The sequence below is a fragment of the Vreelandella subterranea genome (genome assembly GCF_900111305.1).
Classification (GTDB): Bacteria; Pseudomonadota; Gammaproteobacteria; order Pseudomonadales; family Halomonadaceae; genus Vreelandella; species Vreelandella subterranea.
On sequence record NZ_FOGS01000019.1, the window covers coordinates 1 to 25897 of the forward strand.

A 25897-nucleotide genomic window follows, 5' to 3' on the forward strand; every position below is an offset into this window, starting at 1 on the left:
CTGAGTGCCGTCCATGTCATACCTACTGCTGTTGGGGAGGTCATATTCTGGCCCAGCTCAGGGGGCGAATTCCACACCCAACGTCGAAGAGCCATGAGAAAACACCATTAAAAAAGGCGCTAAGAGCAGTGGTAAAACGGCTTTTTTAATCATGTTCCCCTCGCTATAGAAAAAGGGGCGTTTCCGCCCCTTGTTGATCCCATGAGGCACCGGCTTAAGAAGCGCGGTTAGCGAACTTCTTGAACAGCTTGATGCCGATTAATGCGGCGGTGATGGAGGCGACGACCGGCCAGGCGTAACCGGCCATATCCGCCCCGGCGGATTGCACCTCACTAAAGGCCGCTTCTGCGCCGGTAGGGGCTGTTTGTGCATGGGCAGCGGCTGAAGCGACCAGAAGGGCAGCACCGCCAGCGACTTTGCCGCGTGTGTCGGTAGCGGCTTGTTTTACGTGTTGTGCGATGGTTTTAAAGGTCATGAGACAGACTCCATAAAGCGTTTTACCGTCAGAATGATGTGTCCGAACGCCCACCCGAGGGCGTAGGACGTGAAAAGGGAACCAACAACAAACGTCAGGCTTGGGTCGTTCATCGTTGGCCCCCATTTATCGCGCCGATCCCGAACGTCAGAACGAGGCCGACGCAATAAACCAGGAGCCACAGACCGGAGATTTCGCTAGTGTCCATGGCTCGGAATCCTATTTTTTGTCGCCGTTAGAGGCGGGTTGCTGTTGGCCACCGGTCGCGCTTGGCTTTCGGGCGGCGAGGACGTGCATGGTGGCTTTACCGCCCGAGGCGCGAAATTCGATATCCAGCTCCAGGGCGCACGGCATTTGTGGGGCGAAGGCGTGCAGCTGGTCGAGAATTTCATAGGGCGCGGACATGGTGCTGACCTGGTTGCCCAGCTGGTTTTCGTTGTCGGGCGCCGAGGGCTGCATGATGGTGACTTTTGCGCCTTTGACGCCGTTGTCCATGCTGTAGCGTGATGCGCCGATGACGTGGGCTTGAATGGTGTTGATCATGGTTAGGGTTCCTTTTCGTTAGCGTTGGGTTCTGGCGGCTTGGGTTAGGCAGTAGTCCGCGAGAACGGCTAGCTCAGTGGTGTCAGGGGTCACACCGTCCAGTAGTAACGTCAGGTGTTCAGCCTGGGCGTAGTACGTCGCGGCGCGTGCATAGTCCCGGCCATGCAGGCACCGCTGGCCCCGCTCCCTCAGAGCTCGGGAATCGAGGCAGGGGGAGTCCCCTGCCCGCCCTCCGTGGCCCTCTGGTCTTTTTGCACGGCAGTCCACCCCGGCGCGGCTGTCAACCGCTCGTGCCTCGGGTGTGACAGCCGCGCCGGGGCGGACTCGAGGAGCCGTGCGACCGACGGGCGACGGATGACGGGCAGGGGACACAGGATCAGGCCCCGTTGCCGTGGGGAGCGGGGGAGGCATCACCGGCCGGTGCATCCAGCGGTGCCTTGTCGCCGCGCTCCAGTTGGGTAAGGCCGCTTTGAATCAGGCGTTCCCCCAGGGCGGAGGGGGTGAGGCCGTTGGTGCCAGCCTGGATCAAGTACCGGCTGTGTATTTCCTGGTCCAGGAAGACCCGAATGGGCTGTTTTTTACTCATGTGCATAACTCCAAAAGGGCTAAAGGCCGTTGTGGATAACGGACGGCGGGTTAGCCGTGGGGGTGTGGATAGATGCGCCGGTACCACAATCGCCGAGGGACAAGGGGAGGCGTCGGCAAGTGCGGGCGCGCGGTCAGTGGTGCTGGGGGCATCTGGGGCGTCGATTCCGTAGAGATGACGTAGGAAGTCCAGTGCCGCCTCATGGGAGTCGAAATCGAACGAGCATTTGCCGTCATCAGCGATGAAATCGGGCGTCTGTTCCAGGCGGTTGGCATTGGCTTGATAGACATGGCCAGGAACACACACAAAGGCCATGGCGCCGGTGTAGTGCTGAACGTCAAACAGAGTGGCAAAGGCGGCATCATCAGGACTTTGCTTCACACCGTTCAGGGACAGGGTGACAAGACATTCAGGACGAATGCTTGACCGGAACGCTGGGTTGAGGGTGTAGGCGCTCATGACCAATCCTCCGATTGCAGGCACTCAGCGGTAAAGAGCGCGACGTTAACTAGACGACGACGGCCGACCTTGATAAGCGGGAGGTTTCCCTGGTTGAGCTGGCCCCGCACGGTGTCGGGGGTAAGGCCGGATAGCTCGGAGAAACGCTCGACCGTCATAACGGGCACCTGGGGTGCGGGGACGTGGGGCGTATTGCTCGTTTCCATGCTGTACCTGCTCGCTGTGGCATGTTGTGGTATCTTCAAAACCAGCAATAAGTAAAAACAGTTATATTGCTGACCTAGTATCCCGATAAATCGGGATCACCTAAATTCAGGATACCGAGAAGTCGGGATATGTCAAGCAAGCTAACAGAAAAAATCCGTCAAATTCGTGAAGTCGAGACGAGTGGGCGTGCGGAATTTTCCCAACTAATTGGAATTCCTAAGAAAACTCTTGAAAACATTGAGCTAACGGGGCGGGCACCTAAAGGCGAGATGTTAGAAGCTATTTGCCAGCAATGGCCGAAGTACACGCTTTGGCTGATGACAGGTCGGACGGATGAGGAATGCGGCCAGGTAAGCCCCGAGTTAGAAAGGGCACGCCGCACGTTGAAGAAAACAGGGACGGATACCGACTAGCACAACGGGCTGTGTATAAATGGTTCCAGGGAGGAAGGCATTGTGGATAAGGGGAATAGGGAGCAAGGGCTTTGGAAGAAGCGAGAGAAGCATTTCACCAGATTATAAAAATGGCGATCCTGTTTGGTGGGGTGGCCATTTTTTATGTATGGGTTGAAAGTAAGCTGCTGAAAAAACGGAAAAAGAAAAATCGTAGGGGGAACAGGTAATGGATAGCCTAGATAGAATGCTTGTTAATGCAATGCGTGATTTTGATGTGGGCATGCAAAAAGCAATTTATTATGCGATTTTTATTGATGTCGTGTTGTTGATATCGCTTGGTGTTTTTATATGGTGCTGCTGTGTATATGTTGTTAACTATAAAAAGCTTGTGGATGAAAGTGTGAGGCTTAAAAAGTCTCAAAAGCAACAAGCTGTTATTTTGTCCGAAAGAGAAAGATTGGAGGTGAAAAGGCTGAAGATTGAGCTAGGCTTAATTGAAGAAGTTAATAAAGAACGCGGAGGGATTTATGGAAGTTAGGCTTTAATATAAGGGGTGTAAGGGCTTTTATTTTTTAAGGTGTTTTTATGAATAATCCAGTTGTAAATATTATCTTGTTTTTTGGTGTTGGTTTGAGTCTTCCCTTTTTTATTAAAGTAGATGCCGAAGTCTTTACGATATTGAGTGCGGCTGCAATAGCAGGATTGTTAACGTATATGTCTGTTTTTATTTCAGAAAGAAATGCAGATATTGAGAAGAAGAAAACAATGATTAAGGAGATGAAAGATTTGAATTGGGATTATATAGAGCTAGTTAACGATTTTGTTGCGAGGTCAAAAACATATAAAGACTTGAAAGATGAGCTTTTGGAAGAATTAAGCATTTATAAGAAAAATTACGATAGCTTTGGTTATAATATTTTTACTAATATGGGGTATTACGTTAATAGTGGGTATGACGAAAAAAGTAGAAACAAAAGATACCTGAAAGAAATTGGGGATTTAAATAGGGATAGGAATGAATATAGGCTGAAAACAAAAATCGATCACAATAAAATTGTCGAGGTAATCAGAGAAAAAACAGATTTCTTTTTATCTTTAAAAATAAGAGCAGCTACAAAAGGTGAAAGGCTAGTGGATGTGTGTATGATATATGGTTATTCTTATTTAAATGAAGAAGATAAAGATTTCTATAAGCCTATTAGAGATAGTTTGATTTTTATAAATGATTCAATAGATGATATATGGCGTTCTATAAATAAAAAAAGTAGTTATGAGTTTGATATGGATTTAATTGAAAGTATAGAAAGAAAGAAAAGTCAAATAAGGCTTCATTTGGCAAATCTAGAAGCTGAATCTGAGAAGTTAAAAGAGGCTTCGGAAATCAAAAGAAAGATTTACTTATCTGTGCTGGGAACAATTTTTATTTGCTTAGGATATGTGATATCGCAAGGGTACGCTTGATTTTTAAAGCTAATTAATAGCTTTGAGGAAATTATAGTTTCCAAGTTAGATGTAAAAGGATGTCCACATTGTGACAACACAACTTAGCTATAGCGAGGCAAAATGAGCATTTTTCGAGGTTAAAAACCTTTAAAATCAGTTCAGTATGCCACAGTGAGCCGGTGTGCTAAGGCTTCAAAATCCGCCGCTGTAACAGGCGTGCCAGTTCGAGTCTGGCCACCGGCACCATATATATCAAGGGCTTAGCGTTCATCGCTAGGCCCTTTTTCATTGTTGGTACTTCGAAAGTGTCCACAAGTGTCCATCGCGATTCCAGCCCTTGCCTTACTTACTTCCTCGCATTAGCCAAACGTTCAGCCGCCAGCTTTCGATAAAGAGCAACCAGCTCTGCGCTCTTGGCGTCTTCGTAGTAGGCTAACTGTTTAAGACACCTCAAGCTGTACGTGACCGGGTGTCGACCGAGGGCGAGCTGGGCCCACCACAATGCGCACATCACGACCCAGGCGAGCTAGGCAGTCGAGCATCTTGGATTCACTAATCCCGCGAAACTGGCCTTTAAGAAGGGCTGAAACTTTAGGCTGCGGCAAACCAGTCAGCTCGGATACTTTGGTTTGCGTCAATCGACGATGCTTGATCACCTCACCGATCTTGGCGGCAAGCTGTGCCTTAATCAGCATTTCTTCGGCGTCATGACTGTGGATATCGTCGTAAACGTTGCCAGTGCTATCTTCAATGATCATTGGATTCCCCCTTGGCGTGTTTTTCAGCCGCTTTCAATCGATCACGGATTTTCTCTATATCGGGTTTAGGTGTAGAGACCCCGCTGGATGACTTCTTTTGAAAACAGTGAAGTACGTATACCGCTTCCTGGATGCGAACCGTGTAAACAGCCCGGTACGTATCACCCTGATAATCCTCCACGACCTCAATAACGCCAGCTGAACCAAAGCCTTTGAGTGGCTTGGATTGCGAATGTTTGGAGCCTACCTGGGCAAGGTGAAGGGCGAAGCCGAAAACATCCTTTACTTCCTCAGGCATGGCCTGGAGTCTTTTTTGGAGCTAGCGACCCAGCGCAAGGGTTTTGGTGGTTGACTATCCATGCAAGAAAGATATACCCATATGGTAATAATGGCAAGTAAGCACGAAGTGTCCACAAGTGTCCATCGCGATTCCAGCCCTTACTGTCTTACTTACTTCCTCGCATTAGCCAAACGTTCAGCCGCCAGCTTTCGATAAAGAGCAACCAGCTCTGCGCTCTTGGCGTCTTCGTGCCAGCTGGCGGCATAGGTTTGGCCGCGCTCGGCGAGCTGTGCTCGGCGTGTTTCATCGCTTAATAGCTGGTTAACCTTAGTGGCGAAGTCGCTATGGTTTTCCTCGGCGATTAGGCAGCCTTCACCTTCTTTTAAGACATCAAGCGTGCCCATGGTGGCGGTGGAGACCACCGGTGTGCCCAGCGCCATCGCTTCCAGCAGTACCAGCCCCTGGGTTTCCGTGCGTGATGCAAAGACGAAAACATCGGCGGCGCGGTAGGCCGCTTGCAAAGGGCCGCTGCGGTCGAGATAACCGAGAAATAGTACCGATTCCGCCACGCCAAGCGCCTGAGCCCGCCGGACAAGTGAGTCTTGGGCCGGACCTTCGCCGGTAATAATCAGCCGGGTGGTGGGGTGCTCGGCTAATACCTTGGGCAGCATGTCGATCAGAAAGTCGATGTTCTTCTCGAAGGCGGTGCGGCCTACATAGAGCAGCAGCCGTGCTTCCCGGGGCAGGTGGTAATGCGCCCGAAAGTCGCTGCCAAGCTGAGGTGAACAGAACGCCTCCAGCGCCAGGCCGGTAGCAATCACCGTGGTGGGTGTGGTCACGCCGTAGCGCGTCAGTGCATGCTGCATCGCTTGGGAGGGAGCTACCAGGGCGCTTAGCTGATGGCATTGGTGTGCCGAAAGTCGCCGTGCGGCCAGGCGTAGCCAGCGTCTGGGAAACCAGCGAATATAGTGCTGAACATACGCCTCAAAAAGTGTGTGGTAGGTCGCGACCACCGGAAGCCCGAGTCGGCGACCCAGCGCAACACCGGCATAGTGGGCAGTAAAGGGCGTATGGACATGAATAAGGTCAAACGCCTTGCCTGCAAGCTGCGGTGTCAGAGCGAGCAGATCGCGGTAGCGCATCATGCGATCCTCCGGGTCACCGGGTACCCGGTGCGAGCGGATGCGCAGTACGCCCGGTTCGTCCAATTGGCCCAACGGGTAGTCGGGGCAGATCAGTGTCACTGAGTGACCCAGGCGTTCAAGGGCGCCGCGAAAGCTGGCAATGGAGGTGGAGACGCCATTGACGCGGGGAAAGTAGACATCCGAAATCATCAGTACTTTCATGCATCCCGGCTGCGCGTTAGCCGTTGACGTGGTTGAGTGAAGCAGCGCCAATGCCGATTCCTGCCGAGCCTTGCGGTCAGCCTCACGTTGCAGGTAGAGAGCATTGCCGTTGGCTAGATGAGTTAGCGCCGCGACATCCTGGTCACTGAGCGGGGCGTTGAGAGGAGGGCGTCGACGCTGTGGCATGTTGTCTAAACTCTTATAGCAGCTTATTGCCACCCTAACCCGAGCCCATGACTTGCTGATGACAGCGTGTCATCCATCTTGCACGCTCGGTAGAGCGTTAACGCACAGTTGGCTGCCCCCTCGCTTTTTGTCGCCGAGCCGTTTTATAGTGAATGAATCGCATTCGACGAAACACGGTAACCCACCATGGCCCTTTTTGAGCTGCATAGCCGCAACTTATCCCAGGAGCAGGTGGCCCATACCCACGATTTCCATCAGCTGATACTGGCGACCTGTGGTGTCACGGAGCTTTCGATGGAGGGGCGGGGGGAAAGAGTGACAGCCCGGCGTGGCTGTTTGATTCCCTCTTCGCGCCACCACGAGTACCAGGGCGATGGCAGTAACCGGACCTTGGTGCTGGATGTTCCCGTGGCTCAACTGGCCATGCTTGAAAAAGGCAGCGAGATTGAGCGCCTGTTCGATAAGCCGCGTTTTTTCAGCGTCCCCCCGGCGTTAAATCAGCTTACCCACGCCCTGGCCAGTCAGCTCGAGCAGTGCCCCGGGCTGCAGAATGAAATCGCCATTCTGCTGCTGCGCGCGCTGACGATGTATCTGCACGACGCCAGGCCTGAAGCCGTTGAGCAGTTGGGACAGCACTGTATCAGCGAACGCCTCGATCTCGCCCGTCTGGATGCCTGGCTGGATCAGCACCTTGCCGATGAAATCCGCGTGGAGCAGCTAGCCGAACTTTGCGCCTTGAGCCCGGGGCATTTCCACACCTGTTTTCGCGAGCTGACCGGCGTGACGCCGCTGGCGTATGTCCAGCGTCGGCGCCTGGAGCACGCTCGAACGCTGGTACGGCACAGCACGCTTAGCCTGGGGCATGTCGCCATGCTGGTCGGCTTTCGCGACCAGGGCAGCTTCTCCCGCGCGTACCGGCGCTATTTCGAAATCTCTCCCTCGTCTGACAGGTAAGCGTTTCCTGGAGTCGGCCACCTTAGATCGGTTTGCATGACTTACGGGCAAACTTACCGCAGTGTCGGGCAAGTAATTTGCCCAATAGCGTTCTAGTCTCTGAAGAAGCCTTTTTGATGGAGAGACCCAGTGAACGTTACCTACCAAGACAGCAATGCGCGGATGAGCCAAGTAGCGGTTCATAACGGCACCGTTTACCTTGCGGGCCAGGTACCCTCGGATGCCTCGGCGGATATGCGCGGCCAAACCGAGCAAGTACTGGTACGCATCGACCAACTGCTGGCCCAGGCCGGTACCTCCAAAGAGCACCTGCTTTCAGCGCAAATCTGGGTGACCAGCATGGCAGAGTTCGACCAGATGAACGCCGCCTGGGATGCCTGGGTGGTTCCGGGCCGCCCGCCCGTGCGCGCTGCCGTTGAAGCCAAACTCGCCAAACCCGAGTGGAAGGTTGAAATCATGGTGATTGCCGCACTGCCGGAGGCCTGACATGCGGGTTGTATCTGCACAAGACGTCGCTCGAGCGCTGAGCTGGGAGGGGTTGGTCAAGCGGCTACATGCCACCTTCGTGAATGGCGTGGAGTCGCCGCCGCGCCACCATCACGCTATGCACCGCCCTGATGGCGAAGCCACCATGCTGCTGATGCCCGCCTGGGAAGAAGCCGGGTATATCGGCGTCAAGATGGTCAATGTGTTTCCGCAAAACGCCGACCATGGCGTTCCCGCTATCTCCGGGCTCTATCTGCTCAGCGAGGGCAAACACGGTCAGCCGCTGGCATGTATTGATGGCAGCGAGCTTACCCGGCGTCGCACGGCGGCGGCGTCAGCCCTTGCCGCTCAGGCCCTGGCGAATGAAAACGCAGAGACCCTGCTGGTCGTCGGCACTGGCAAGCTGGCGCCGATGGTGATCGAAGCCCACGCCAGCGTGCGGCCTATCAAGCGGGTACTGATTTGGGGGCGCAACCCCAGTAAGGCAGCAGCGATTGCCGACGATTACGCTGACCGCTTCGAGGTTCAGGTGGTCGACGAGCTGGCCGATGCCGTGGCCGAGGCCGATATCATCAGCTGTGTGACGCTTTCCACCCAGCCGCTGATCAAGGGTGAATGGCTGGCGCCCGGCACTCACTTGGACTTGATTGGCGCGTTTCGCCCGCAAATGCGCGAAACCGATGCCCTATGTTTGCGCCGCTCAGAGGTATTTGTGGATACCTACGCCGGTGCCCAAGGCGAGGCGGGGGATATTCTGCAGGCGATTGACGAAGGGGAATTCCAGTTCGACCAGATTCAGGCAGAGCTTGCCGAAGTGCTATCTGACACCAAGCCCGGACGCTCGGGAAAGGAGGCGATTACGCTGTTCAAATCGGTAGGCGCGTCGCTTGAAGATCTTGCCGCCGCCATTGAGGTATGGGAGTCGCTTCCCGAATAACCCACACAACAAAGAAATCGCTACCCATTAGGGTGGTAACGCCAGTCATAACCAAGACCGACCAACAACCAAAACGAGGTATGTTATGAACACTAGCAAATCCATATTGATTGCCGCTCTGGCAGCACTCCCCCTGGCCATTGCCAGTGCTTATGCCCAAGCGCAATCCAATGAAATGGTGATCGCCACCCAACTGCCGGAGGACATGAGCAATAACGCGATTTATCCGGCGCTGGTGCACTTCAAAAACCTTGTCGAGGCACGTACCGACGGGGATCTCACGGTCAACATCTTCGGCGGTGGCCAGTTAGGCTCCGAGGTGGAAAACGGCTCGGAAGTACAGGGCGGGCGGACGCTGCAGTCGACGATCATGTCGGCCGGGGCCATGTCGTCCTTCTATGATGATTACCAGGTGGTCACGGCGCCGTTCCTGTTTACCAACTGGCGCCAGGCCTGGACCTTCTTCGACAGTGAATGGTTCGCTGACTTCATGTCCGGCACCATTGAAGACGCCGATATGCGTTACCTCGGCACCTTCGATGATGGCGGTGGCTTCGTGGCGTTTACCAACAACGTCCGCCTGATTGAGACCGTCGAAGACCTGGAAGGGCTCAACATCCGCACTGAAGAGAACCCTGCCCACGTCGCCATCATGCAAGCCCTCGGGGCTTCCGCCACGCCGCTGCCCTGGGGTGAGCTGATCACCGCGCTGGAAACCGGCCTGGCCGATGGCCAGTTCAATGCCCCGGTGCTCAACACCACCTTCAACTTCGATGCCGTCACCGACTACACCACACTCACCGGGCACGTGTATAACAGCGCCCCCTGGATGGTCAGCGAATCGTGGTATCAATCGCTACCCGAAGAGCAACAGCAGGTGTTGATCAACTCCGCGCGTGAGGCGATCCAGATGAGCCACGGCATGTCCGGCGCCCTGGCCACCGCCAGCTGGGTGGAATCCTGCGAGCGCTTTGAAGAATGCTACCTGATGCCCGATGAAGAGCGCGAACGCATGGCCGAGATTGCCCGCCCTGCCTGGCAGGAATGGATTGTCGATGACTTCGGCATGGACGAAGCCCGTGTGCAGGGGCTGCTGGACGAAGTCGAAAGCGTTGGCCAGACAGTTGCTGAGGAAGACTACCGGGTTTATGGCCAATAAACGCATGTCCAGAACGACGCGCTGCTGATCGACGCCGGGGCGGCAATTACCGCCCCGGCGTAAAACGTGATTAGCGGGCGTTGTCATGAGGGGGCTTTATGGGCGTATTACAACCGTTGCGCCGCCTGAGCGATAGCGTCAATCAGGTGGCTATCGTGGTGTGTGTGGGCTGTATTCTGGCGATGCTGGGCATTTCGTTTACCGCGTTTATCTACAAGCTGGTGACCGGCAGCACGCTAAGCTGGACGTACTCACTGGCGCGACTGTTTTTGCCATGGATCGGCTTTTTATCCATGACCATCTCGTTGCGCTATGGCGAACATGTTGCCATGACGCTGCTGGTTCGCAGCCTGCCAAGAGTCATGGTGCAAATCGCTGCCGGGCTTTGTTTGGCGGTGATTGCGCTGTTTGCCCTGATGCTGACCTGGTACGGCTGGGATTACTTCACCAGCGCCACTCAGGTCTACATGGTGTCCGCGCAAATTCAAATTCCCAGCAAGGTGACGGCCATCGTGGTGCCCCTCAGCGGCATCATCATGCTGCTGCACCTGGTGAATGGCTTTTCACTGCTGGAGCATTTCATCGATGATGACGACGTGATCGGCGAGCTTATCGACTCGGCCGACGGGGAGCACCGCTCATGACGCCTGCGATTATCGTCTTCGTACTGCTGCTCTTCATCGGTGCGCCGGTGGCCGTGGTCATGGCCATGTCGGGGCTGGCGGGCGGTTTTGCCATGGGCGGCGAACGTATGCTGGGCATCATTGCCGACCGCATGTTCTCCGGCGTTTCCGGCTTTTTGCTGATCGCCGTGCCCTACTTTATCTTCACCGCCGAGTTGATGAACCAGGGCGGGCTGACCCACAAGCTGATCGCGTTCAACAATGCGCTGTTTGGCCGGGTGCGTGGCTCGCTCTCCCACGTGAATATCTCCGTCTCGGTGTTTTTTGCCGGGCTGACCGGCGCGGCGGTGACCGACACCGTGGCAATCGGCAAGATCATGATCCCCGAGATGAAAAAGCAGGGCTACGATGCCGAGTACGCCGCGGCGGTCACCGCCTGCTCGTCGATCATCGGGCCGATTATTCCGCCAAGCGTGGTGATGGTGGTCTACGCCACGCTGCTGCGGGATATCTCGGTGATCGACCTGTTTGCCGGTGGCATCATTCCCGGCCTGATCATGGCGTTGGCGCTGCTTGGCGTGAGCTTTTTCCTGGCCTGGAAGCGCAACTACCCCAAGCAGGCGCCAACGCCGTTCAAGATGGCGGTCATGTCGTTTCTGCTGGCGCTTCCCGCCATGGTGGTGCCGCTGATTATCCTGGGCGGTATTCTCTCGGGGCTCACCACGATTACCGAAGCCTCGGGCTTTGCGGCGGTTTACGCCATCGTGATTGGCGTGTTGTTCTACCGCAACCTCACCTGGCGCAAGATCTGGGATTCGCTGGTCACCACGGTCCGCTTCTCCGGGGTGGTGTTTTTTCTCCTGGCCACGTCAGCGGTGCTTGGCTGGTTTGTCACCCGCTCGGGCATTGCCCGGGATGCGGCCAGCATCATCACCACCGTCAGCGATGCGGCCTTTGTGCAATTGATGCTGGTCTGCCTGCTGCTCATCGTGATTGGCACGGTGATGGATGTGCTGCCCGCGCTGGTGGTGATTGCCCCGGTCCTCGTGCCCGCGATGATCCAACTGGGGTTCGACCCGCTGCACTTCGCCATCCTGATGATCGTGGTGCTCAATATCTCCAACGTGACACCACCGGTCGGCATGACGCTGATGACCGCCGCGCGAATCGCCGAGGTGCCCTATGAACGGGCGATTGTGGCCTCGCTGCCGTTTTACATCTCGTTCCTGGTGGTGATCGTGCTGCTGGCGGCGTTCCCCGCGCTTTCTACCTGGATTCCTTCTTTACTCTAACGGGCTGCCAAGGAATGCGAATTTGACCATGAAATGCTTCTACCATCCTGACCAGGCCTACCACGCGCCGCCAACGTTTCTGTTGCGCGGCCAGCCAGCGCCTTCACCGGAAGGGCCGGTGCGCGCCGAGCTGCTGACCCAAGGCTTGGCCAACGCAGGGCTGACCCTGACCGCCCCCAGAGAGGCGGATTCGCCGACGCTGCGCAAGCGCCTGGAGCAGATTCATACGCCGCGCTACCTGACGTTTCTGGAAACCATTTACCCCCGCTGGCAGACGCTGCCGGACGCAGCGGAATTTGTCGCGCCCAATATTCACCCCTGCGGCGGCGGTCACCACTATCCACGCCACCCGATCGGCCAGGCGGGCTGGCATCTGCATGACATGGCCTGCCCGCTAAGTGCCACCAGCTTTCAAGGCGCCCTGGCCTCGGCCGCCAGCGCCGAAGCCGCCGCAGAAGAAGTGCTCGATGGGGCGCCTGCGGCCTACGCGCTGTGCCGCCCACCGGGTCACCATGCCGGGCCGGAGCGCGCCGGGGGCTTTTGCCTCTTGAACAACGCCGCGCTGGCCGCCACGGTGCTTCGAGAGCGGTTTTCTAAAGTGGCGATCATCGATGTGGACCTGCACCACGGCAACGGCACCCAGGATATTTTCTATCATCGCCGCGATGTCTGGACCGGCTCGCTGCACGTCGACCCCAGTGATTTTTATCCGTTCTTCTGGGGCGGCGCCGACGAGACCGGCAGCGGGGAAGGCGAGGGCGCCAACGTCAACCTGCCGTTGCCGCTGGGCGGAGACAGCGGCGTCTATCTCGACGCCCTGGCGATATTGATCGACCGCCTGGAGCGCTATGCGCCGGACGCCGTGGTGGTGGCGCTGGGGCTCGACGCCCACAAGGATGACCCGCTCGCAGGCCTGACGGTGGAAACCGAGGCGTTTATCGACGTCGGCAAACGCCTGGCAGCACTTTCGCTACCCACCGTGATCATTCAGGAAGGCGGTTATCCAACCGAGCATCTAAGTGCCAACTTGACCGCCTTCATGCAGGGCTTTACCTCATGAGTAGGACCGGTTTTTACTGGCACGAGCGCTGCTTCTGGCACGACCAGGGCGCCATCGGGGTGTTTTCCGCGCCTGGCGAATTCCTGCAGCCCCAGCCCGCCTCGGAAAGCCCGGAAAGCAAGCGACGGCTGAAGAATATTCTCGAAGTCAGCGGGCTGATCGATGAGCTTTGCGTGGCGAAACCGCCCGCTGCCGCGCTGGAAGACCTGCTGCGCTTTCACACCCCGCGCTACTTGGACGAACTGCGGGCGGGGGATAAAGCCCGCGGCGGCAACGGCGGCGACTGTGCCCCCTACATGCCGGGCAGCTGGGCGGCAGCCACCCAATCCGCCGGGTTAGCCATTGCCGCCGTGGAGGCCGTGGCGCTTGGCGAGGTGAGCAACGCCTACGCCCTGTGCCGCCCGCCAGGTCACCATGCGGAAGCCGACCAGGGTCGCGGGTTCTGCCTGCTGGGCAATATTCCCGTAGCGGTAATGCGCGCTCGCGCCCTGGGGCAGGTCAACCGCGTGGCGATACTCGACTGGGATGTGCACCACGGCAATAGCCAGCAGGCGGCTTTTTATGACGAGCCGGAGGTGCTGACCGTATCCATCCATCAGGCGGCCAACTACCCGCTTGAAACCGGCAGTTTTGACGAGCAGGGCGAAGGCGCAGGCCGGGGCGCCAACCTCAATCTGCCACTGCCGCCGGGCTGCGGCCTGGGCGCCTACGCCTACGCCATGGAAAGACTGGTGCTGCCCGCACTGGAAGCCTTTAATCCCGAACTCATCGTGGTGGCCTGCGGTTTTGATGCCTGCGCCAAAGATCCATTAGGCAAAATGTTGCTCAATAGTCAGGCGTTCGCCGACATGACTGCCCAGCTTAAAACGCTGGCCGAGCGCTGCTGCGATGGCAAGCTGGTATTTGTCCATGAAGGCGGCTATTCGGAAGGCTACGCGCCGCTCTGCGGCCACGCAGTCATCCAGACCCTGGCAGGCAGCGAGATCGCCGTGCCCGATCCGCAAAACGATGAAATTGCCGCCTGGGGCTATCAGGCCCTGCAACCGCACCAGCAGACGTTGATCGATGACTGGTGCCAACAGTGGGAGCAAACAACCCGATGACACCGCTTTACGATCGCGACGGCTGGATCTGGCAGGACGGCGAATGGCGTGAATGGCGCGACGCCAAGGTGCATGTTTTCACCCACACGCTGCACTACGGCATGGGCTGTTTCGAAGGGGTGCGCGCCTACGCTGGCCCCAGCGGCACGCACCTGTTCCGGGCCGCCGAGCACACCCGCCGCCTGGTGGAAAGCGCCCATTCGCTGGATATGCCGCTACCATTCAGCGAAGCGGCGCTGATCGACGCCCAGCGCGAGTGCCTGGCCAAAAACGGCCTGAGCAATGCGTATTTGAAGCCCACGGTATTCTTCGGGGCGGAAGGCCTGGGACTGCGCGCCCAGGGCTTGACCACCCATGTGATGATCGCTGCCTGGGACCTGGGTCCTTACATATCCCCTCAGGCCGCAACCCACGGGCTGCGCGCGCTGACCTCTTCCTGGGCGCGCCACCACGTCAATATCAGCCTCTGCCGGGCCAAGACCAACGGCCACTACGTCAATTCCATGCTGGCGCTGAATACGGCGCTCAAAGCCGGGTTTGATGAAACCATCATGCTCGACCCGGAGGGCTACGTGGCCGAGGCATCGGCGGCTAACGTCTTTTTGCTCCGCGACGGCGTGCTGCACACCCCGGAAGTGACCTCCTGCCTGCAGGGCATCACCCGGGATAGCGTGATTCAGCTGGCGCAACGGGAACTGGGCATCGAGGTGCGCGAGCGGCGGATGACCCGCGACGAGCTGTACACCGCCGACGAAGCCTTCCTGACCGGCACCGCTGCCGAAATACTGCCGCTGCGTGAACTGGATGGGCGGCGCATTGGCGTGCGTGCGGGGGCTCCGCCTGTCGACGAGCCGATCAGCCCCGATAGCGTGACGGCACAACTGCAGCGCTTATATCGTCAGGCGGTGCGCGGCGAGCTGGCTGACTTCAGGCACTGGCTAACGCCGTCTTAATTTCTAATCGCATGCTCTAAAACAGCAAGTCTGCCCGGCTCCAACGCGGCCTGCACGGCGGTAATGCGTATCACGTTGGCAAGCGCCGGATGCGCCAGGCGAGCGACCAGCACGCCTTCGGCGAGCAGCTGCTGGTGCACCTCGGCGGCCAGCTCGGCGCTGGGCAGGCGAATGCCGACAAAGTTGGTGGCGCTGGGCAGCACCTCGGCCCCCAGCGCACGGAAGTGCTCCGCCAAGCGCTCACGGCGGGCTTTCACGTCGGCGACATGCTGGTTCACCTCGTCAGGATGGTCGAGCACCACTTCGGCGGCGGCCTGGGTGAAGGTGGAGACGGCATAATGAATACGCACCTTCATCATCATCGCCAGCACGTCTGGCTCGGCAATCGCGTAGCCAATGCGCAGCCCGGCCAGGCCGTGGGCCTTGGACAGCGTGCGCAGGCGGATCACGCCCGGCAGCGCCCGGGTGGTGAATTCGCTGCCTGCATCGTCGCGGAAGTCCCCATAGGCCTCGTCCAGCAATAGCCAGCAGGTGTCGGGCAGGGCATCGCGCAGCTTGAGAATGGCGCTGTCGCTGTGCAGGTGACCGCTGGGGTTGTCCGGATTGGCCAGATACACCACCCGTGCGTCGGCGTCTTGCGCTGCCGTTGCCAGGGCGTCGAGGTCCGGGGCCAGCACGCCTGGGGCCTCAAAATAGCTGGGCTCGACCAGCTGGCAGCCCTGCCCCCTGGCGAAATAGCCAAAGGTGGGGTAGGTGCCCGCGGTGCTCACCACCGTCTCGCCGGGTTCGCAGGTGGTGCGCAGGGCAAGCGCCATCAGGCTGTCGGCGCCGGCATCCACCAGCATCGTCTCCAAGGGCATGCCCTGTTGGGCACTCAGGCGCTTGCGTATACCCAACGCCTCGGCATCGCCGTAGCTGTAAACGTGCGCGGCCAGGGCATCGCCAAAGTGCTCGCGCAGGGCGCGGTGGGGCATGTCCAGCCCCTCGTTGGAGCCCAACTGGTAGGGAATCGAATGGCCAAGCTTGCGCTCCAGCACCTTGATACCAGGGAAGGGGTTGGTGGGGCCTTCTCGCATTAAGTGGTCGGGGTAGCGGGGCATGGCGGCTCCTGGTAATACAGTGAATGATTAACCTAAGATTTTAGTGTGTTGATGCAGGTACCTTGATAAGGATGGGGCTCATGCAAACCTTCTTCCACGATGACCAATCGCTTCACCGGCCGCAAGTCTACTTCTCCCGCGGGAAGATGCGAACGCCCCAAGAAGTGCCGGAACGCACCACTCACCTGCTGTCGGCTGCGCAGAAGCTTGGCTTTGAAATCCAATCTCCCGCCGACTATGGCGTAACGCCGATAAGGGCGGTGCATTCGCTGGCTTACCTGCGCTTTCTGGAAAGTGCCTATCAACGCTGGCATGCCCTTGGGGAAGATTGGGGAGACGAAGTGATATCCAACATCTTCGTGCGTTCGCCCAACGCCCTGCGTGGCATCCTGGCGGAAGCCGCGCGCTACCTGGCCGATGGCAGCGCGCCGGTGGGTCAGCATACCTGGCAGGCGGCATACTGGTCAGCGCAAAGCGCGGTCGCCGGTGCTGAGGCCCTGCTTAACGGCGAGCGGTTCGCCTATGCGCTATCGCGCCCGCCGGGTCACCACGCGGGCACCGATTCCGCCGGTGGCTTCTGTTTCCTAAACAACACGGCGATTGCCGCTCAACATCTGACGTCGCGCTACCCCCGTATCGTGGTGTTGGACCCCGACATGCACCACGGGCAGGGTATTCAGGAAATCTTCTACCCGCGCGATGATGTGCTGTATATCTCGATCCACGGCGACACCACCAACTTTTATCCCGCGGTCACCGGCTTCGACGGCGAGCGCGGGCAGGGCGCAGGGCTCGGTTACAACATCAACCTGCCAATGCCCCACGGCTCACAAGAGGCGGTATTTTTTGAGCGTCTCGAACAGGCCTGCCAGGCCATTCGCCTGTTTGAACCCGATGCCATGGTGCTGGCGCTGGGGTTTGATATTTATGAGCGGGACCCTCAGGCGAAGGTCGCCGTCTCCACAGCGGGTTTTGGTCAACTTGGCCGCATAGTAGCGGGCCTGAATTTACCCACACTGGTGGTGCAGGAAGGCGGTTACTACCTGGAAGGACTGGAAGCCAATGCAGTGAGTTTCTTTGAAGGGCTGCTCGGCAATGAGTAATCAGTAAGACAAGCCATCAAGGTGTCTGGCAAGATAGTCCCTTTCAGCGATCAGTAAACGATCCGGATAGTCATTGAGATCGTCATTGAAATAGTCATCGAAAGGACACGGCATGGCCCACCTGCTACGCATCGTGATGATTCACGGCCACCTGGAAGGCGTGGTCGAACTGAGTGTGGACGGCCACACCAATATTTGCGGCACCAACGCTTCCGGTAAAACCACGCTCCAGCGCCTGGTGCCGGTGTTTTACGGCGAGTTACCCAATAAAGTCGTCCCCAAGACGCGCATGAAGTTCGATGCCTTTTACCTGCCCCACCGCAACAGTTATCTGGTCTACGAATACCGCCGCGAAGCGGGCAATATCTGCCAGGTGGTGCTGACCCGCAAATCGGAAGGCGGGGTGGAGTATCGTTTCGTCGCCGCCCCTTACCGGCCAGAGGATTATCTGGTGGAGGGGGAAGACGGCGCCGTGGCGCTGGAATACGCCCAGTGGGCCAACGGCCTGCGCCGGGAGAACATCAACGTCTCGTCCAAGCTTACCGCGACTTCCGAATACCGCGCGGTGATCCAGAACGACTTTACCCCCACGCCCGGCATCATGCCCCACGGCAATCGCAAGGATGCCCTCAAGCTGCGCCAGATGGCCGCGCAGTTTAGCCTGGTCAAGCCCGAGCATCGCATTCGCCATATCGAAAAGCTGGTTTCGGCGGTGCACGCCAAAGAGGGCAAGATGGACACCCTCAAGACCATGCTGGCGGCGATCTTTGAAGAGGACGGTGTCGAGCTGCCGGTGACCCGCATCCGCAGCGCCAAGGCGCGGGAGTGGATTGATCAGATGCGCCAATCCATGCGCCTGGAGCCGCTGCAACGCTCGCTTGCCAAACTGCACGACGTTGACCGCGAGTTGGCGGATGTGGAGGCCTCACTGTGGCAGTTGAAACCGCAGCTGGAAGCCGACCGTCACCACGTCGAGCGCACCCTGGCCGATGCCGAAGCCGAGATGGGCAAGCGGCAAGAAGCATTCGACGCCGAGAAAAACGCCTACGAGGCGGCCCGCGATGAACTGAATGAGCAGCTTAGCGAGCTGGGAAGCGGTCTCAAGCAAACCCAGCGCGACCTGAGCGACCTGCAGGAACAGTATGAAGCCTATGAAGCGGCGGACATGCCCGCCCTGGAACGCGATATCAACGCGCTGCCCCAAAAACGTGAGCAGTTCGAGCAGCTAAAAAGCCATCTGACCGCCCTGCAAGAGGCCGTACAGGCAAGCCAAGCCCGTAAGGAAGAGCGGCTGCGCGAACTGGGCGAAGCGCTGGCCCGCCAAAGCGAAGAAATCCAGGGGCTGGTCGATGCTCTCAACGAAGAAAAAGCCGCGCACCAGGAAGCCCACTGGGAGGCCCAGCGAAACCTGGACACCCGCTACCAGACCCAGCGTGAAGAGGCAGAAGCCGACTTTCAAGAACGCCTCAACCAGGGGGTTGAACGGCTGGCAGCGCTGAAAGCCGCGCTGAGCCACAGCGGCCCCACGGCGGAGGAAAGCGAAGAGGCCGCGCTGGTTCAGGCGCGGATCGACCAGGCGCAAAGCGACCACAACGCCGCCAGCAGCCAGAGGGAAAGCCAGCGCCGTGAGCTGGATAGCCTTAAGCACGAACGCGACGTCGCAGAACAGGCCCACGCGGATGCACGCCGGACGCTTACCCGCGCTCAACAAACCAGCCAGGCGCTGCACCGCCAGCGCGACCCCGCCCAAGGCTCGCTGCGCCATTTTCTGCGCTACCACCTGCCCGAATGGGAGCAGCGGCTGGGTAAGGTGATCGCCCCTGAACTGCTGGAGCGCCGGGATCTTTCGCCGACCTTGACCGAGCAACCCAGCGATGACCTTTACGGACTAGTGCTGGATACCCACCTGATCGAGCCGCCGGACTACGCCCAGGATGAAGCCAGCCTGCTCGCCGCCATTGAAGCGGCGGACGACGCTGTGGTGCGCGCCGAGGCCGAGCTTGCCAACAGCGAAAAGCAGCTCAAACGGCATAACGAGCGCGTCCAGGCCGCCGATGAAGCGCTAAGCCAGGCCCAGTTGTCGGTGAAGCGCGCCGATGAAGAAGTCGAATACGCCCAGGAGGCCCGTCGCCAGTGCCAGGCGCGCCATGCCGAGGCGCAACGCCAGCGCAAGGCCGAGCAGGAGGCTGCCCTGGCGGAACAGGAAGCGCAGCAGCAAGCCCTGCGGGACGAACGCCAGACCGCGCTGGACAAGCTAAACGCCGCCCATCAGGCCGAACTGCTGGAGCTAAAAGCCGATGCGCAAAGCCAGTTGGAGTCCATCGACCGGCAGGTTCAGCAGTACAAGACCCAGCTCACCGAACTGAAAGCCGAGCACAAGCGCCAGTGCGAAGAGCTGGAAGAGGCGTTCGACCAGGAATTGAAAGCCCAGGGCGTCGATCCGGAAAAACTGCGTGATACCCGCACCCGGCTGCAGCAACTGGACGAGCACATCCGTCACACCGCCGCCCGTCAGGACGAGCTGGACGCCTACAAGCGCTTTATGCGCGTAAGCTGGGGGCAGCGCAAACCCGAACTGGTCGAGCAGGAGGGTCGCTTAAGCCGTGAGATAGACGCCGCCCAGCGTAAGCGCGAGGAACACCAGCAGGCCTTCAAAGCCACCAAGGCCGCCCACCAGCAGCACGTCGCCGCGTTTGAAACCAAGCGCCGCGAAAGCCACGAGGTGCTCAACGACCTCAAGCCGCTGCTCAAGCAGCTCGATGAACTCACGCTGACCTCGGACGCCACACCCCAACAGGAGGCCCCCGGCGATGTCGCCGAGCGGCTGGCGCGCACCCGTCAGGCACTCGCGCGCCGGGCCCAGGAGCGCGACACGCTGCGCAAGGGCTGCCAGGAGGCGGAGAGCCAGCTGATCAAAGGGGCCAGCACCAGCTTTGTCGATGCGCTGGAAAGCGAGCGTGCCCGACTGGCCGACCCTGACGACCCGCGTGCGCTGCTGCCGCTGCTCGGCGGCATGCTCAAACTGCTGGAAGACCAGCAGCAACAGCTGATTCAGCAGGGGCGCAACCTCAGCGACGACCTGGACAAATTCTTCACCGTGTTCCGCGACCTCAACCGCCGCATCAGCGCCCAGAGCAAGCGTCTCTCCGATGAAGTGGCCGACGACCTGCGGCTGGACGGCATCAGCAAGGCCGAGGTGCGCATTCAGTCGACCATCGACGAACTCGGCTTTTGGGAGCCGCTCAAGCTGTTCGCCCAGCGCTACAAGGCCTGGCGTGACTCCGAGCAGACCCTGCCCAGCGACGACTACCTCAACGCCCTGGCGGACGTGGTCGATCTGCTGCGCAGCGATCAGCAATACAGCTTCGAAAGCCTGCTGCGCCTGGAGCTGCACCTCAACGAAGGCGGCACCGACCTGATCATCAAGAACGACCGCCAACTGCTGGAATCGTCCAGCCACGGCATGGCGTATCTGATTCTGTGCAAGTTCCTGCTCGCCTTTACCCGCCTGCTGCGCGGCCGGGCGGCGATCGCCATCCACTGGCCCATCGACGAGATCGGCACCCTGGCCTACCACAACGTCGAAAAGCTGTTTGACGCCTGCGACAGCAACCAGATTCATATTGTCGGCGCCTTCCCCAACCCGGAATCCGACGTGCTGCTGCTGTTCCATAACCGCTACCTGATCGACCGCGACGCCGACGACCCCGCCAAACGACGGCTAAAACGCATAGAACCCTACAAGAGTCGTATATCTGAACGTTTAGCTCGCCATCAGGAGGTGCCGGTATGAGCGATATAAGTCTGTTACCGCATGGCCCGCTGCTGGAACGGCTGCTGGCGGGCGAGTTTATCTGCGCGGTGAGCGACGAAAGCGCCTTCAAGCGCCTGCAGGATGACGACACGCGCGAGGCCATCGACAGCTACCTGCGCCCGCTCAACCGCCGCGTGGCCAGCAGCCAGGAGGAAGGCGTCTATTTCCTCGCCTGGCGTCAGTTGGATGACACCGCGCGGGACCAGCTTGCCCGCCAGCTGGGCGACACCGTCCACAGCCTGCTGCCGCTGCTGGAATGGCTACAGCTGGTGCAGGAAGCCTTGGGCCGCGACAGCGTGCTGTCCCCCGGTGATGTGCTCAAGCCCGGCGAGCTGCAGGCCAAAAGCGAAGACAACCCCAGCCTGCGCGAACGCATCGAGCGCCTGGCCACCGACAGCTTCTTTGGCTCCCAGAGCGATCAGCTGGACGCTCAGGTCAAGCAGGTGTTCAAGCGCTTGAGAGAGCACGGCTACCTGCTGCAACCCCACGCCGACCGCCAGGTATTTCTGGTCACCGGCAAGGTCGACTACCTGCTCGAACTGGTGCGCTTTATTCGCGATGAAGAGCACCTGCCGGTGGACGACGAGGGCGAGGATACCCAGGAGGCGCTGCTGTGAACGAAGCGGAAACGCCAGGACTGGAAAGCCGTCTGATCACCACCGGGGTGGAGCGCCTGGCCCTGCTGGGCCGTCACGCCGAGTCGCTGATGCAGGGCTACGCCAACGATCAAGTGCCCCTGGAAGGGCTGAGCCACACCGCGCTGCGCAAGCTTTTAAGCGCGCGGATTGTCTGGCGGCCTGACGAGCAAGGCGGCCTCAAGCTGACACCCAAGGTGCGCGAGCTGATCGCCGAAATGGTGTCCGATGAAGCCCGGCGGCACGTCAACGCTGACGTGGCCGAGGCGCTGGAGCTGATCCGCAGCTTGATCCAGAGCTATCGCGATTCCAGCAGCCGCGGCGACTACTGGCAGCAGGAGCAGCAACTGTTGCGCCTGCGCCAGGCGGTGGATGACATGAACGGCCGCTTTGCCGACGCCATCGACAGCCTGTGGCAGCGGCTCAACAGCGATTTTGGCTTTGTCAGCCAGCTCAACGATAAGGTGCGCGAAAACGACCGCGCGCAAAAGCAGGTGGTCCGCCTACTCGACGGGCTGGCGCTGATCGACTTTGACGAGTTGATCGAACTGGTGGGCAGCGACGGCACGCTGCGCAAGGTGTTAATCAGCCAGCTGCAGCAACAGCTCAGCCAGCACTACACCAGCCTGCGGGAAGTGCAGCACCGCCTGATCGAGCTGATGGCGCGTTTTCGCCGCATGCAGGCGCGCAGCCGCCTGGTCTCAGGCATGGCCGCCTTCCTGCGCGAACACCCCGGCTTCACCCCCGGCAACTACGCCCGCCGCAGCGAGGTGCCCGCGCTGTTTAATCACGCCGCCCCCCTCACCGCCGCCGGGGCCGTGGCGCTGGACCGCGCCCAGGATATGCCCACCCTCAGCGCGCTGCTGGAAAATGTGCCCACTCCGTTACGTGCCGCCCAGTCGATCACCGCGGCACGCCCGGCGGAGCACGTCGAAGACACGCTCATCGCCGCCCGCCAGCAGGCGCTCAAGGATGACGTCGAAACCTTCTACCTCAACGTAGTGGACCGTGCCGAGCAAACCCCCATCAGCGCCCTGGACTACCTGAACCAAAGCGAGCTGCAATGGCCTCCAGAAATCTGGCTGTTTCAGGTCATCGCCGAGCACCAGGGCCTGCCGCATAGCGAGCAGCGCGCGTTTCATCTTCATCAGCAGGAAGAACGGGCGAGCGCCTACAACGATGTGAAACTGATCCGCGACGTTTCGTTAGGCCTGGCGGTGTAACGATGGATGATCAGACGCTCACTGCCCAGGCTTACAAAAAGCTAAGCGAAATAGAGCGCCAACTGCGCAAGCAGACGCGGGTCGACAAGAAGCGCAGCCAGCAGTGGGTCGCAACCTTCATCCGCTGGTGCTATGCGCATGAAATTGAGCTTGGCCCTCGGCTAAGTCATCAATCCCTGCGCTTCGATCGCGCCCTTATTCAGCAGGTGAACGAAGCGCTCAGAAGCCAACGACTGGCCACTATTGAACAATGGCAGAGCGGCTTGACGAGTGCGGCGCAAGCGGAGCAGGGCGTCAATGAAGATAAAACCAACCGCGAAGGCCCGCGCGCCCAGCGGGTGCTGGTCAACACGCCCGACAGATCCCCCGCTTGGCTGTCGGCCCAACAACGCTCAATGCACGATGTCGACTGGCGAGATATCAACCTCGAAGCGTGCGACGTACTCATCCAGGTTGAAAATCTGGACAGCTTTTACGCCTTTTCACCGCAAATCCCAGCGCTAAGCGACTACGCTCACCCGCTGATCATTTACCGCGGCGACAGCCACTACGGCGGCGGCTTCAAGCAACTCGCCAGCGCCTGGAACGCCACCCAAAAGCCGCACATCTACGCAGGCGACTTCGATGTCAAAGGCGTCAGCATCGCACTTTCCACCGGCGCCTCGCACTTATTACTCCCCCCGCTAATATGGCTAACCGAACAAGCCTCCACTCTCCACGACCCCGCCAAACAACTCGAACACCGCCCACGCCTGCAACGCCACCGTGACCAACTACCCGCTGCACATCCGATACAGCCGTATCTATCGCTATTACTCGACCAGCAGCGCGGGCTAAGGCAGCAGTGGTTGGGTGAGCAGTTGGAGCGCGTGGCGCTGGTGTGATGATTGAAACCGGCAAAACGCACCGGTACGCGAATTTTGGCTATACTGCCAAAATTGGCTTTGCTATCAAGGGAATCAATGGGGTAGAGTCAAAATGGTTGGCTGCAAAAACCCAATGAATGTGCCGTCGCGTTCATTGTGGTTTTGTAGCTGGGTGTAGATTCACTGTTAGAAATTTGGAACCCTAATGTTCACAGAAATATTTAAAACAATTCGTGGGATAAAGCCATTCTTTCTATTAGTGATCTTTTTTACGTTGTCGCTGATGGTTTTCGACGAAGGTGTAGCTTTGCTTGATAACCCAATAGCGTGGAGATCGTTACTTATTCCATTTATGGCATGTTTCGCTTATGGGCTTGCGTGGGGCTGGGTATTTTTTGTAATTAAGGCTAGTCATATTTTGCCACAGGAAGACTTAGCAAATTTGGGCTTTTTGGTGGCATGTTCGGTAATGGTCTTTGCATTGCTAATAACCTTCTCATATTTATCTAATAATCACGGTAGTATTAGTCTGGAAATTTTTAAAAAACCAGAATTTATTTACACATGCACCTTATACATCATGTCTATGGTTGCATTTGATGTTGCAGCTTCGTAGGCATATATTTCTAACAAGGCGCATCAATTCGCGGCCTGCGGCCGCCGGACGCCCTTTTCATTGCGGCTACGCCTCCATTACAAGGGCGCCGTTGTGCGCTGGCGTTAGCTGGACGGTAATATGACGCATCTCGTCTATTTTGACTCCAACGTTCTCATCGATATCTGTGAGGGGAGGCTAGATGGCCTTCGATCCTACGTCTTAGAGTCTGCAAAGACAGCGGAAGTGGGGTTCCCTTTCAGTGCGGCGCAGATTTCCGAAATAACGAAATACCCACTGACTCATCGCTGTCGTGAGAGGTTAGAGTTCGTCGGAAAGATGAGCAATAACCTTTATTTCGTGCATAGCGTCTATGACTATGGGTTCAAGACTAGGTCTCCCTACGATGTATGGGAAACCATCAACGAGGCCTTGCCCGAATTTGATGAGAAGAGTTTTTTGTCAGAACTCGTACCGTTCGATCTGATGAAGGGAGCGCGAGAAGAGTTGGGCCTTGATCCGAGAGAACTCAACAACCTCTCAGGAGTCGAAGCGGTTGAGATCATTGATAAGGCTTTGTCAGATTCAGTGCCTGAGTCTGCTTCAGGCCCACGGTCAATCAGAGAATTGCTTGAGTACACGAAACTCATTAATCGCCAGACGTTCGCAAAACAATGGGATGCAATGGGCACATCAGAAGCCCACATGACTATTGGCTCTGATCTACACGTCATATTCTCGCTTTTAGAAGCGTTCGGTTATTGGCCAGACACTGAAAAGGTCTATCGAAAAGGCTCGCGCTTCCCAGACAGTCAACACGTTTTCAACAGTGCCCACTGTCATTGCCTCGTAACTCGAGACAAAGGAATGAAAAATAGAGCAGAGGCAGTTTTTTCTATATTAGGAATCGATATCAATATATTGCACACTGAGCAGTATATTTCAGAGCTTGGGCTCAGCTAACCAGGTGGTCAACGGGACGCCAACTACGCTGCGCTCCGTTGACGCCCATTACCACTAGCGTTATGTGTGAAATTCAGGGAGCTTTTATGAAAGCGGTAGTACAAGTTATAAATCCCAAAAGGGGCATGTATGCTGCCGAAATGAATGGTTCCGGCGAATTCGTAATTTTTGAGCTTTTAGACTCCTCTGAGCCGGAGCAAGGCGACGTTATCAGTCACCCAGGTTTTTATAGTATGGGAGGCGAAACATTCAAAAATCGGCTCTTCGACGTTGGGTGTGGAATTCGCCCCCTGAGCTGGGCCAGAATATGACCTCCCCAACAGCAGTAGGTATGACATGGACGGCACTCAGAT

Annotated in this window: 29 protein-coding genes and 1 tRNA gene; 21 read left to right on the forward strand and 9 right to left on the reverse strand. The window is 58.1% G+C overall.

The genetic code is table 11. The annotated features are described in order from the left end of the window. Positions 1 to 214: 214 nt before the first annotated feature. The 5 genes from BMX75_RS17660 to BMX75_RS17675 all read right to left on the reverse strand — a co-directional run bounded on the left by BMX75_RS17660 (position 215) and on the right by BMX75_RS17675 (position 2269). Complete coding sequence (locus BMX75_RS17660; RefSeq protein WP_092830989.1) at positions 215 to 475, reverse strand: major coat protein; 261 nt, start codon at positions 473 to 475, stop codon at positions 215 to 217. A 109-nt stretch (positions 476 to 584) separates the two neighbouring features. Then, a complete protein-coding gene (locus BMX75_RS18450; protein WP_422822085.1) occupies positions 585 to 683 on the reverse strand; it encodes a tail virion protein G7P-2 in 99 nt (32 codons plus the stop codon). 11 nt (positions 684 to 694) lie between these two features. Continuing rightward, a complete protein-coding gene (locus BMX75_RS17665; RefSeq protein ID WP_092830991.1) occupies positions 695 to 1018 on the reverse strand; it encodes a hypothetical protein in 324 nt (107 codons plus the stop codon). Between the two features lie 376 nt (positions 1019 to 1394). Beyond that, positions 1395 to 2063 carry a hypothetical protein gene (locus BMX75_RS17670; protein ID WP_092830993.1) on the reverse strand — a complete coding sequence of 223 codons (669 nt, stop codon included), beginning with the start codon at positions 2061 to 2063 and terminating at the stop codon, positions 1395 to 1397. Continuing rightward, positions 2060 to 2269 (reverse strand): MerR family transcriptional regulator, encoded by a 210-nt coding sequence (locus tag BMX75_RS17675; RefSeq protein ID WP_245748655.1) that lies wholly within the window; start codon positions 2267 to 2269, stop codon positions 2060 to 2062. The genes BMX75_RS17670 and BMX75_RS17675 overlap by 4 nt, the downstream gene beginning before the upstream one ends. 129 nt (positions 2270 to 2398) lie before the next feature. Here BMX75_RS17675 and BMX75_RS17680 point away from each other — a divergent pair, with 129 nt between their 5' ends. The 4 genes from BMX75_RS17680 (at position 2399) to BMX75_RS18110 (ending at position 4354) form a co-directional block, all read left to right on the forward strand. Next, positions 2399 to 2683 carry a hypothetical protein gene (locus BMX75_RS17680; protein ID WP_092830997.1) on the forward strand — a complete coding sequence of 95 codons (285 nt, stop codon included), beginning with the start codon at positions 2399 to 2401 and terminating at the stop codon, positions 2681 to 2683. Positions 2684 to 2891: 208 nt separating this feature from the next. After that, on the forward strand, positions 2892 to 3203 hold the full coding sequence (locus BMX75_RS17685) for a hypothetical protein (RefSeq protein WP_092830999.1): 312 nt from the start codon (positions 2892 to 2894) through the stop codon (positions 3201 to 3203). A gap of 47 nt (positions 3204 to 3250) precedes the next feature. Next, entirely contained in the window at positions 3251 to 4126 is an 876-nt protein-coding gene (locus tag BMX75_RS17690; protein ID WP_092831001.1) for a hypothetical protein, read from the forward strand. A gap of 157 nt (positions 4127 to 4283) precedes the next feature. Further along, a tRNA-OTHER gene (locus tag BMX75_RS18110) sits at positions 4284 to 4354 on the forward strand. Between the two features lie 194 nt (positions 4355 to 4548). Here BMX75_RS18110 and BMX75_RS17695 read toward each other — a convergent pair. The 3 genes from BMX75_RS17695 to BMX75_RS17705 all read right to left on the reverse strand — a co-directional run bounded on the left by BMX75_RS17695 (position 4549) and on the right by BMX75_RS17705 (position 6678). Next, positions 4549 to 4866 carry a helix-turn-helix domain-containing protein gene (locus tag BMX75_RS17695; RefSeq protein ID WP_092831003.1) on the reverse strand — a complete coding sequence of 106 codons (318 nt, stop codon included), beginning with the start codon at positions 4864 to 4866 and terminating at the stop codon, positions 4549 to 4551. Further along, positions 4856 to 5164, reverse strand: a complete 309-nt coding sequence (locus BMX75_RS17700) for a type II toxin-antitoxin system RelE/ParE family toxin (protein ID WP_245748658.1) — start codon at positions 5162 to 5164, stop codon at positions 4856 to 4858. The genes BMX75_RS17695 and BMX75_RS17700 overlap by 11 nt, the downstream gene beginning before the upstream one ends. 152 nt (positions 5165 to 5316) lie before the next feature. Then, positions 5317 to 6678: a glycosyltransferase gene (locus BMX75_RS17705; protein WP_092831005.1), complete on the reverse strand. Its 1362-nt coding sequence runs from the start codon at positions 6676 to 6678 to the stop codon at positions 5317 to 5319. Positions 6679 to 6864: 186 nt separating this feature from the next. On the opposite strand from BMX75_RS17705, the gene BMX75_RS17710 reads away from it, so the two are divergent. From BMX75_RS17710 to BMX75_RS17750, 9 genes are all read left to right on the forward strand, one after another. Continuing rightward, positions 6865 to 7632 carry a helix-turn-helix transcriptional regulator gene (locus BMX75_RS17710; protein ID WP_092831007.1) on the forward strand — a complete coding sequence of 256 codons (768 nt, stop codon included), beginning with the start codon at positions 6865 to 6867 and terminating at the stop codon, positions 7630 to 7632. Between the two features lie 129 nt (positions 7633 to 7761). Then, the gene (locus BMX75_RS17715) at positions 7762 to 8118 is read left to right on the forward strand and encodes a RidA family protein (protein WP_092831009.1); all 357 of its coding nucleotides are present in this window, start codon (positions 7762 to 7764) and stop codon (positions 8116 to 8118) included. 1 nt (position 8119) lies between these two features. Then, positions 8120 to 9055: a bifunctional Delta(1)-pyrroline-2-carboxylate/Delta(1)-piperideine-2-carboxylate reductase gene (gene lhpI / locus BMX75_RS17720; protein ID WP_092831011.1), complete on the forward strand. Its 936-nt coding sequence runs from the start codon at positions 8120 to 8122 to the stop codon at positions 9053 to 9055. 85 nt (positions 9056 to 9140) lie between these two features. Beyond that, positions 9141 to 10214: a TRAP transporter substrate-binding protein DctP gene (gene dctP / locus BMX75_RS17725; RefSeq protein ID WP_092831013.1), complete on the forward strand. Its 1074-nt coding sequence runs from the start codon at positions 9141 to 9143 to the stop codon at positions 10212 to 10214. 98 nt (positions 10215 to 10312) lie between these two features. Next, positions 10313 to 10858 (forward strand): TRAP transporter small permease, encoded by a 546-nt coding sequence (locus BMX75_RS17730; RefSeq protein ID WP_092831015.1) that lies wholly within the window; start codon positions 10313 to 10315, stop codon positions 10856 to 10858. Then, positions 10855 to 12129, forward strand: a complete 1275-nt coding sequence (locus BMX75_RS17735) for a TRAP transporter large permease (protein WP_092831017.1) — start codon at positions 10855 to 10857, stop codon at positions 12127 to 12129. The genes BMX75_RS17730 and BMX75_RS17735 overlap by 4 nt, the downstream gene beginning before the upstream one ends. Before the next feature lie 28 nt (positions 12130 to 12157). Beyond that, complete coding sequence (locus tag BMX75_RS17740; RefSeq protein ID WP_092831019.1) at positions 12158 to 13189, forward strand: histone deacetylase family protein; 1032 nt, start codon at positions 12158 to 12160, stop codon at positions 13187 to 13189. Next, on the forward strand, positions 13186 to 14292 hold the full coding sequence (locus tag BMX75_RS17745) for a class II histone deacetylase (protein WP_092831021.1): 1107 nt from the start codon (positions 13186 to 13188) through the stop codon (positions 14290 to 14292). The genes BMX75_RS17740 and BMX75_RS17745 overlap by 4 nt, the downstream gene beginning before the upstream one ends. Next, positions 14289 to 15245 carry a branched-chain amino acid transaminase gene (locus BMX75_RS17750; protein ID WP_092831023.1) on the forward strand — a complete coding sequence of 319 codons (957 nt, stop codon included), beginning with the start codon at positions 14289 to 14291 and terminating at the stop codon, positions 15243 to 15245. Before BMX75_RS17745 ends, BMX75_RS17750 begins: the two co-directional genes overlap by 4 nt. Here the strand turns inward: BMX75_RS17750 and BMX75_RS17755 are convergent. Further along, complete coding sequence (locus tag BMX75_RS17755) at positions 15242 to 16345, reverse strand: pyridoxal phosphate-dependent aminotransferase (protein WP_092831025.1); 1104 nt, start codon at positions 16343 to 16345, stop codon at positions 15242 to 15244. The two genes, BMX75_RS17750 and BMX75_RS17755, sit on opposite strands and share 4 nt — an antisense overlap. Positions 16346 to 16425: 80 nt before the next feature. On the opposite strand from BMX75_RS17755, the gene BMX75_RS17760 reads away from it, so the two are divergent. The 8 genes from BMX75_RS17760 (at position 16426) to BMX75_RS17795 (ending at position 25855) form a co-directional block, all read left to right on the forward strand. Beyond that, the gene (locus tag BMX75_RS17760; protein ID WP_092831027.1) at positions 16426 to 17448 is read left to right on the forward strand and encodes a histone deacetylase family protein; all 1023 of its coding nucleotides are present in this window, start codon (positions 16426 to 16428) and stop codon (positions 17446 to 17448) included. A gap of 112 nt (positions 17449 to 17560) precedes the next feature. After that, positions 17561 to 21241, forward strand: coding sequence for an ATP-binding protein (locus BMX75_RS17765; protein ID WP_092831029.1), 3681 nt, complete (start codon positions 17561 to 17563; stop codon positions 21239 to 21241). A gap of 11 nt (positions 21242 to 21252) precedes the next feature. Next, entirely contained in the window at positions 21253 to 21879 is a 627-nt protein-coding gene (locus tag BMX75_RS17770) for a condensin complex protein MksE (RefSeq protein WP_092831041.1), read from the forward strand. Continuing rightward, entirely contained in the window at positions 21876 to 23120 is a 1245-nt protein-coding gene (locus tag BMX75_RS17775; RefSeq protein ID WP_092831031.1) for a DUF445 domain-containing protein, read from the forward strand. Before BMX75_RS17770 ends, BMX75_RS17775 begins: the two co-directional genes overlap by 4 nt. Before the next feature lie 2 nt (positions 23121 to 23122). Next, positions 23123 to 24004: a DUF7281 domain-containing protein gene (locus BMX75_RS17780; protein ID WP_092831033.1), complete on the forward strand. Its 882-nt coding sequence runs from the start codon at positions 23123 to 23125 to the stop codon at positions 24002 to 24004. A 187-nt stretch (positions 24005 to 24191) separates the two neighbouring features. Continuing rightward, a complete protein-coding gene (locus tag BMX75_RS17785) occupies positions 24192 to 24602 on the forward strand; it encodes a hypothetical protein (protein WP_092831035.1) in 411 nt (136 codons plus the stop codon). A gap of 120 nt (positions 24603 to 24722) precedes the next feature. Then, a complete protein-coding gene (locus tag BMX75_RS17790; RefSeq protein ID WP_092831037.1) occupies positions 24723 to 25544 on the forward strand; it encodes a hypothetical protein in 822 nt (273 codons plus the stop codon). A gap of 86 nt (positions 25545 to 25630) precedes the next feature. Next, entirely contained in the window at positions 25631 to 25855 is a 225-nt protein-coding gene (locus BMX75_RS17795; protein ID WP_092831039.1) for a hypothetical protein, read from the forward strand. Positions 25856 to 25897: the final 42 nt, after the last annotated feature.

Excerpts from the sequence above, each read along its gene's own strand:
- BMX75_RS17660 (WP_092830989.1), bottom strand. The coding sequence starts at position 475 with ATGACCTTTAAAACCATCGCACAACACGTAAAACAAGCCGCTACCGAC.
- BMX75_RS18450 (WP_422822085.1), bottom strand. The coding sequence starts at position 683 with ATGGACACTAGCGAAATCTCCGGTCTGTGGCTCCTGGTTTATTGCGTC.
- BMX75_RS17665 (WP_092830991.1), bottom strand. The coding sequence starts at position 1,018 with ATGATCAACACCATTCAAGCCCACGTCATCGGCGCATCACGCTACAGC.
- BMX75_RS17670 (WP_092830993.1), bottom strand. The coding sequence starts at position 2,063 with ATGAGCGCCTACACCCTCAACCCAGCGTTCCGGTCAAGCATTCGTCCT.
- BMX75_RS17675 (WP_245748655.1), bottom strand. The coding sequence starts at position 2,269 with ATGGAAACGAGCAATACGCCCCACGTCCCCGCACCCCAGGTGCCCGTT.
- BMX75_RS17680 (WP_092830997.1), top strand. The coding sequence starts at position 2,399 with ATGTCAAGCAAGCTAACAGAAAAAATCCGTCAAATTCGTGAAGTCGAG.
- BMX75_RS17685 (WP_092830999.1), top strand. The coding sequence starts at position 2,892 with ATGGATAGCCTAGATAGAATGCTTGTTAATGCAATGCGTGATTTTGAT.
- BMX75_RS17690 (WP_092831001.1), top strand. The coding sequence starts at position 3,251 with ATGAATAATCCAGTTGTAAATATTATCTTGTTTTTTGGTGTTGGTTTG.
- BMX75_RS17695 (WP_092831003.1), bottom strand. The coding sequence starts at position 4,866 with ATGATCATTGAAGATAGCACTGGCAACGTTTACGACGATATCCACAGT.
- BMX75_RS17700 (WP_245748658.1), bottom strand. The coding sequence starts at position 5,164 with ATGCCTGAGGAAGTAAAGGATGTTTTCGGCTTCGCCCTTCACCTTGCC.
- BMX75_RS17705 (WP_092831005.1), bottom strand. The coding sequence starts at position 6,678 with ATGCCACAGCGTCGACGCCCTCCTCTCAACGCCCCGCTCAGTGACCAG.
- BMX75_RS17710 (WP_092831007.1), top strand. The coding sequence starts at position 6,865 with ATGGCCCTTTTTGAGCTGCATAGCCGCAACTTATCCCAGGAGCAGGTG.
- lhpI (WP_092831011.1), top strand. The coding sequence starts at position 8,120 with ATGCGGGTTGTATCTGCACAAGACGTCGCTCGAGCGCTGAGCTGGGAG.
- dctP (WP_092831013.1), top strand. The coding sequence starts at position 9,141 with ATGAACACTAGCAAATCCATATTGATTGCCGCTCTGGCAGCACTCCCC.
- BMX75_RS17730 (WP_092831015.1), top strand. The coding sequence starts at position 10,313 with ATGGGCGTATTACAACCGTTGCGCCGCCTGAGCGATAGCGTCAATCAG.
- BMX75_RS17735 (WP_092831017.1), top strand. The coding sequence starts at position 10,855 with ATGACGCCTGCGATTATCGTCTTCGTACTGCTGCTCTTCATCGGTGCG.
- BMX75_RS17740 (WP_092831019.1), top strand. The coding sequence starts at position 12,158 with ATGAAATGCTTCTACCATCCTGACCAGGCCTACCACGCGCCGCCAACG.
- BMX75_RS17745 (WP_092831021.1), top strand. The coding sequence starts at position 13,186 with ATGAGTAGGACCGGTTTTTACTGGCACGAGCGCTGCTTCTGGCACGAC.
- BMX75_RS17750 (WP_092831023.1), top strand. The coding sequence starts at position 14,289 with ATGACACCGCTTTACGATCGCGACGGCTGGATCTGGCAGGACGGCGAA.
- BMX75_RS17755 (WP_092831025.1), bottom strand. The coding sequence starts at position 16,345 with ATGCCCCGCTACCCCGACCACTTAATGCGAGAAGGCCCCACCAACCCC.
- BMX75_RS17760 (WP_092831027.1), top strand. The coding sequence starts at position 16,426 with ATGCAAACCTTCTTCCACGATGACCAATCGCTTCACCGGCCGCAAGTC.
- BMX75_RS17765 (WP_092831029.1), top strand. The coding sequence starts at position 17,561 with ATGGCCCACCTGCTACGCATCGTGATGATTCACGGCCACCTGGAAGGC.
- BMX75_RS17780 (WP_092831033.1), top strand. The coding sequence starts at position 23,123 with ATGGATGATCAGACGCTCACTGCCCAGGCTTACAAAAAGCTAAGCGAA.
- BMX75_RS17785 (WP_092831035.1), top strand. The coding sequence starts at position 24,192 with ATGTTCACAGAAATATTTAAAACAATTCGTGGGATAAAGCCATTCTTT.
- BMX75_RS17790 (WP_092831037.1), top strand. The coding sequence starts at position 24,723 with ATGACGCATCTCGTCTATTTTGACTCCAACGTTCTCATCGATATCTGT.
- BMX75_RS17795 (WP_092831039.1), top strand. The coding sequence starts at position 25,631 with ATGAAAGCGGTAGTACAAGTTATAAATCCCAAAAGGGGCATGTATGCT.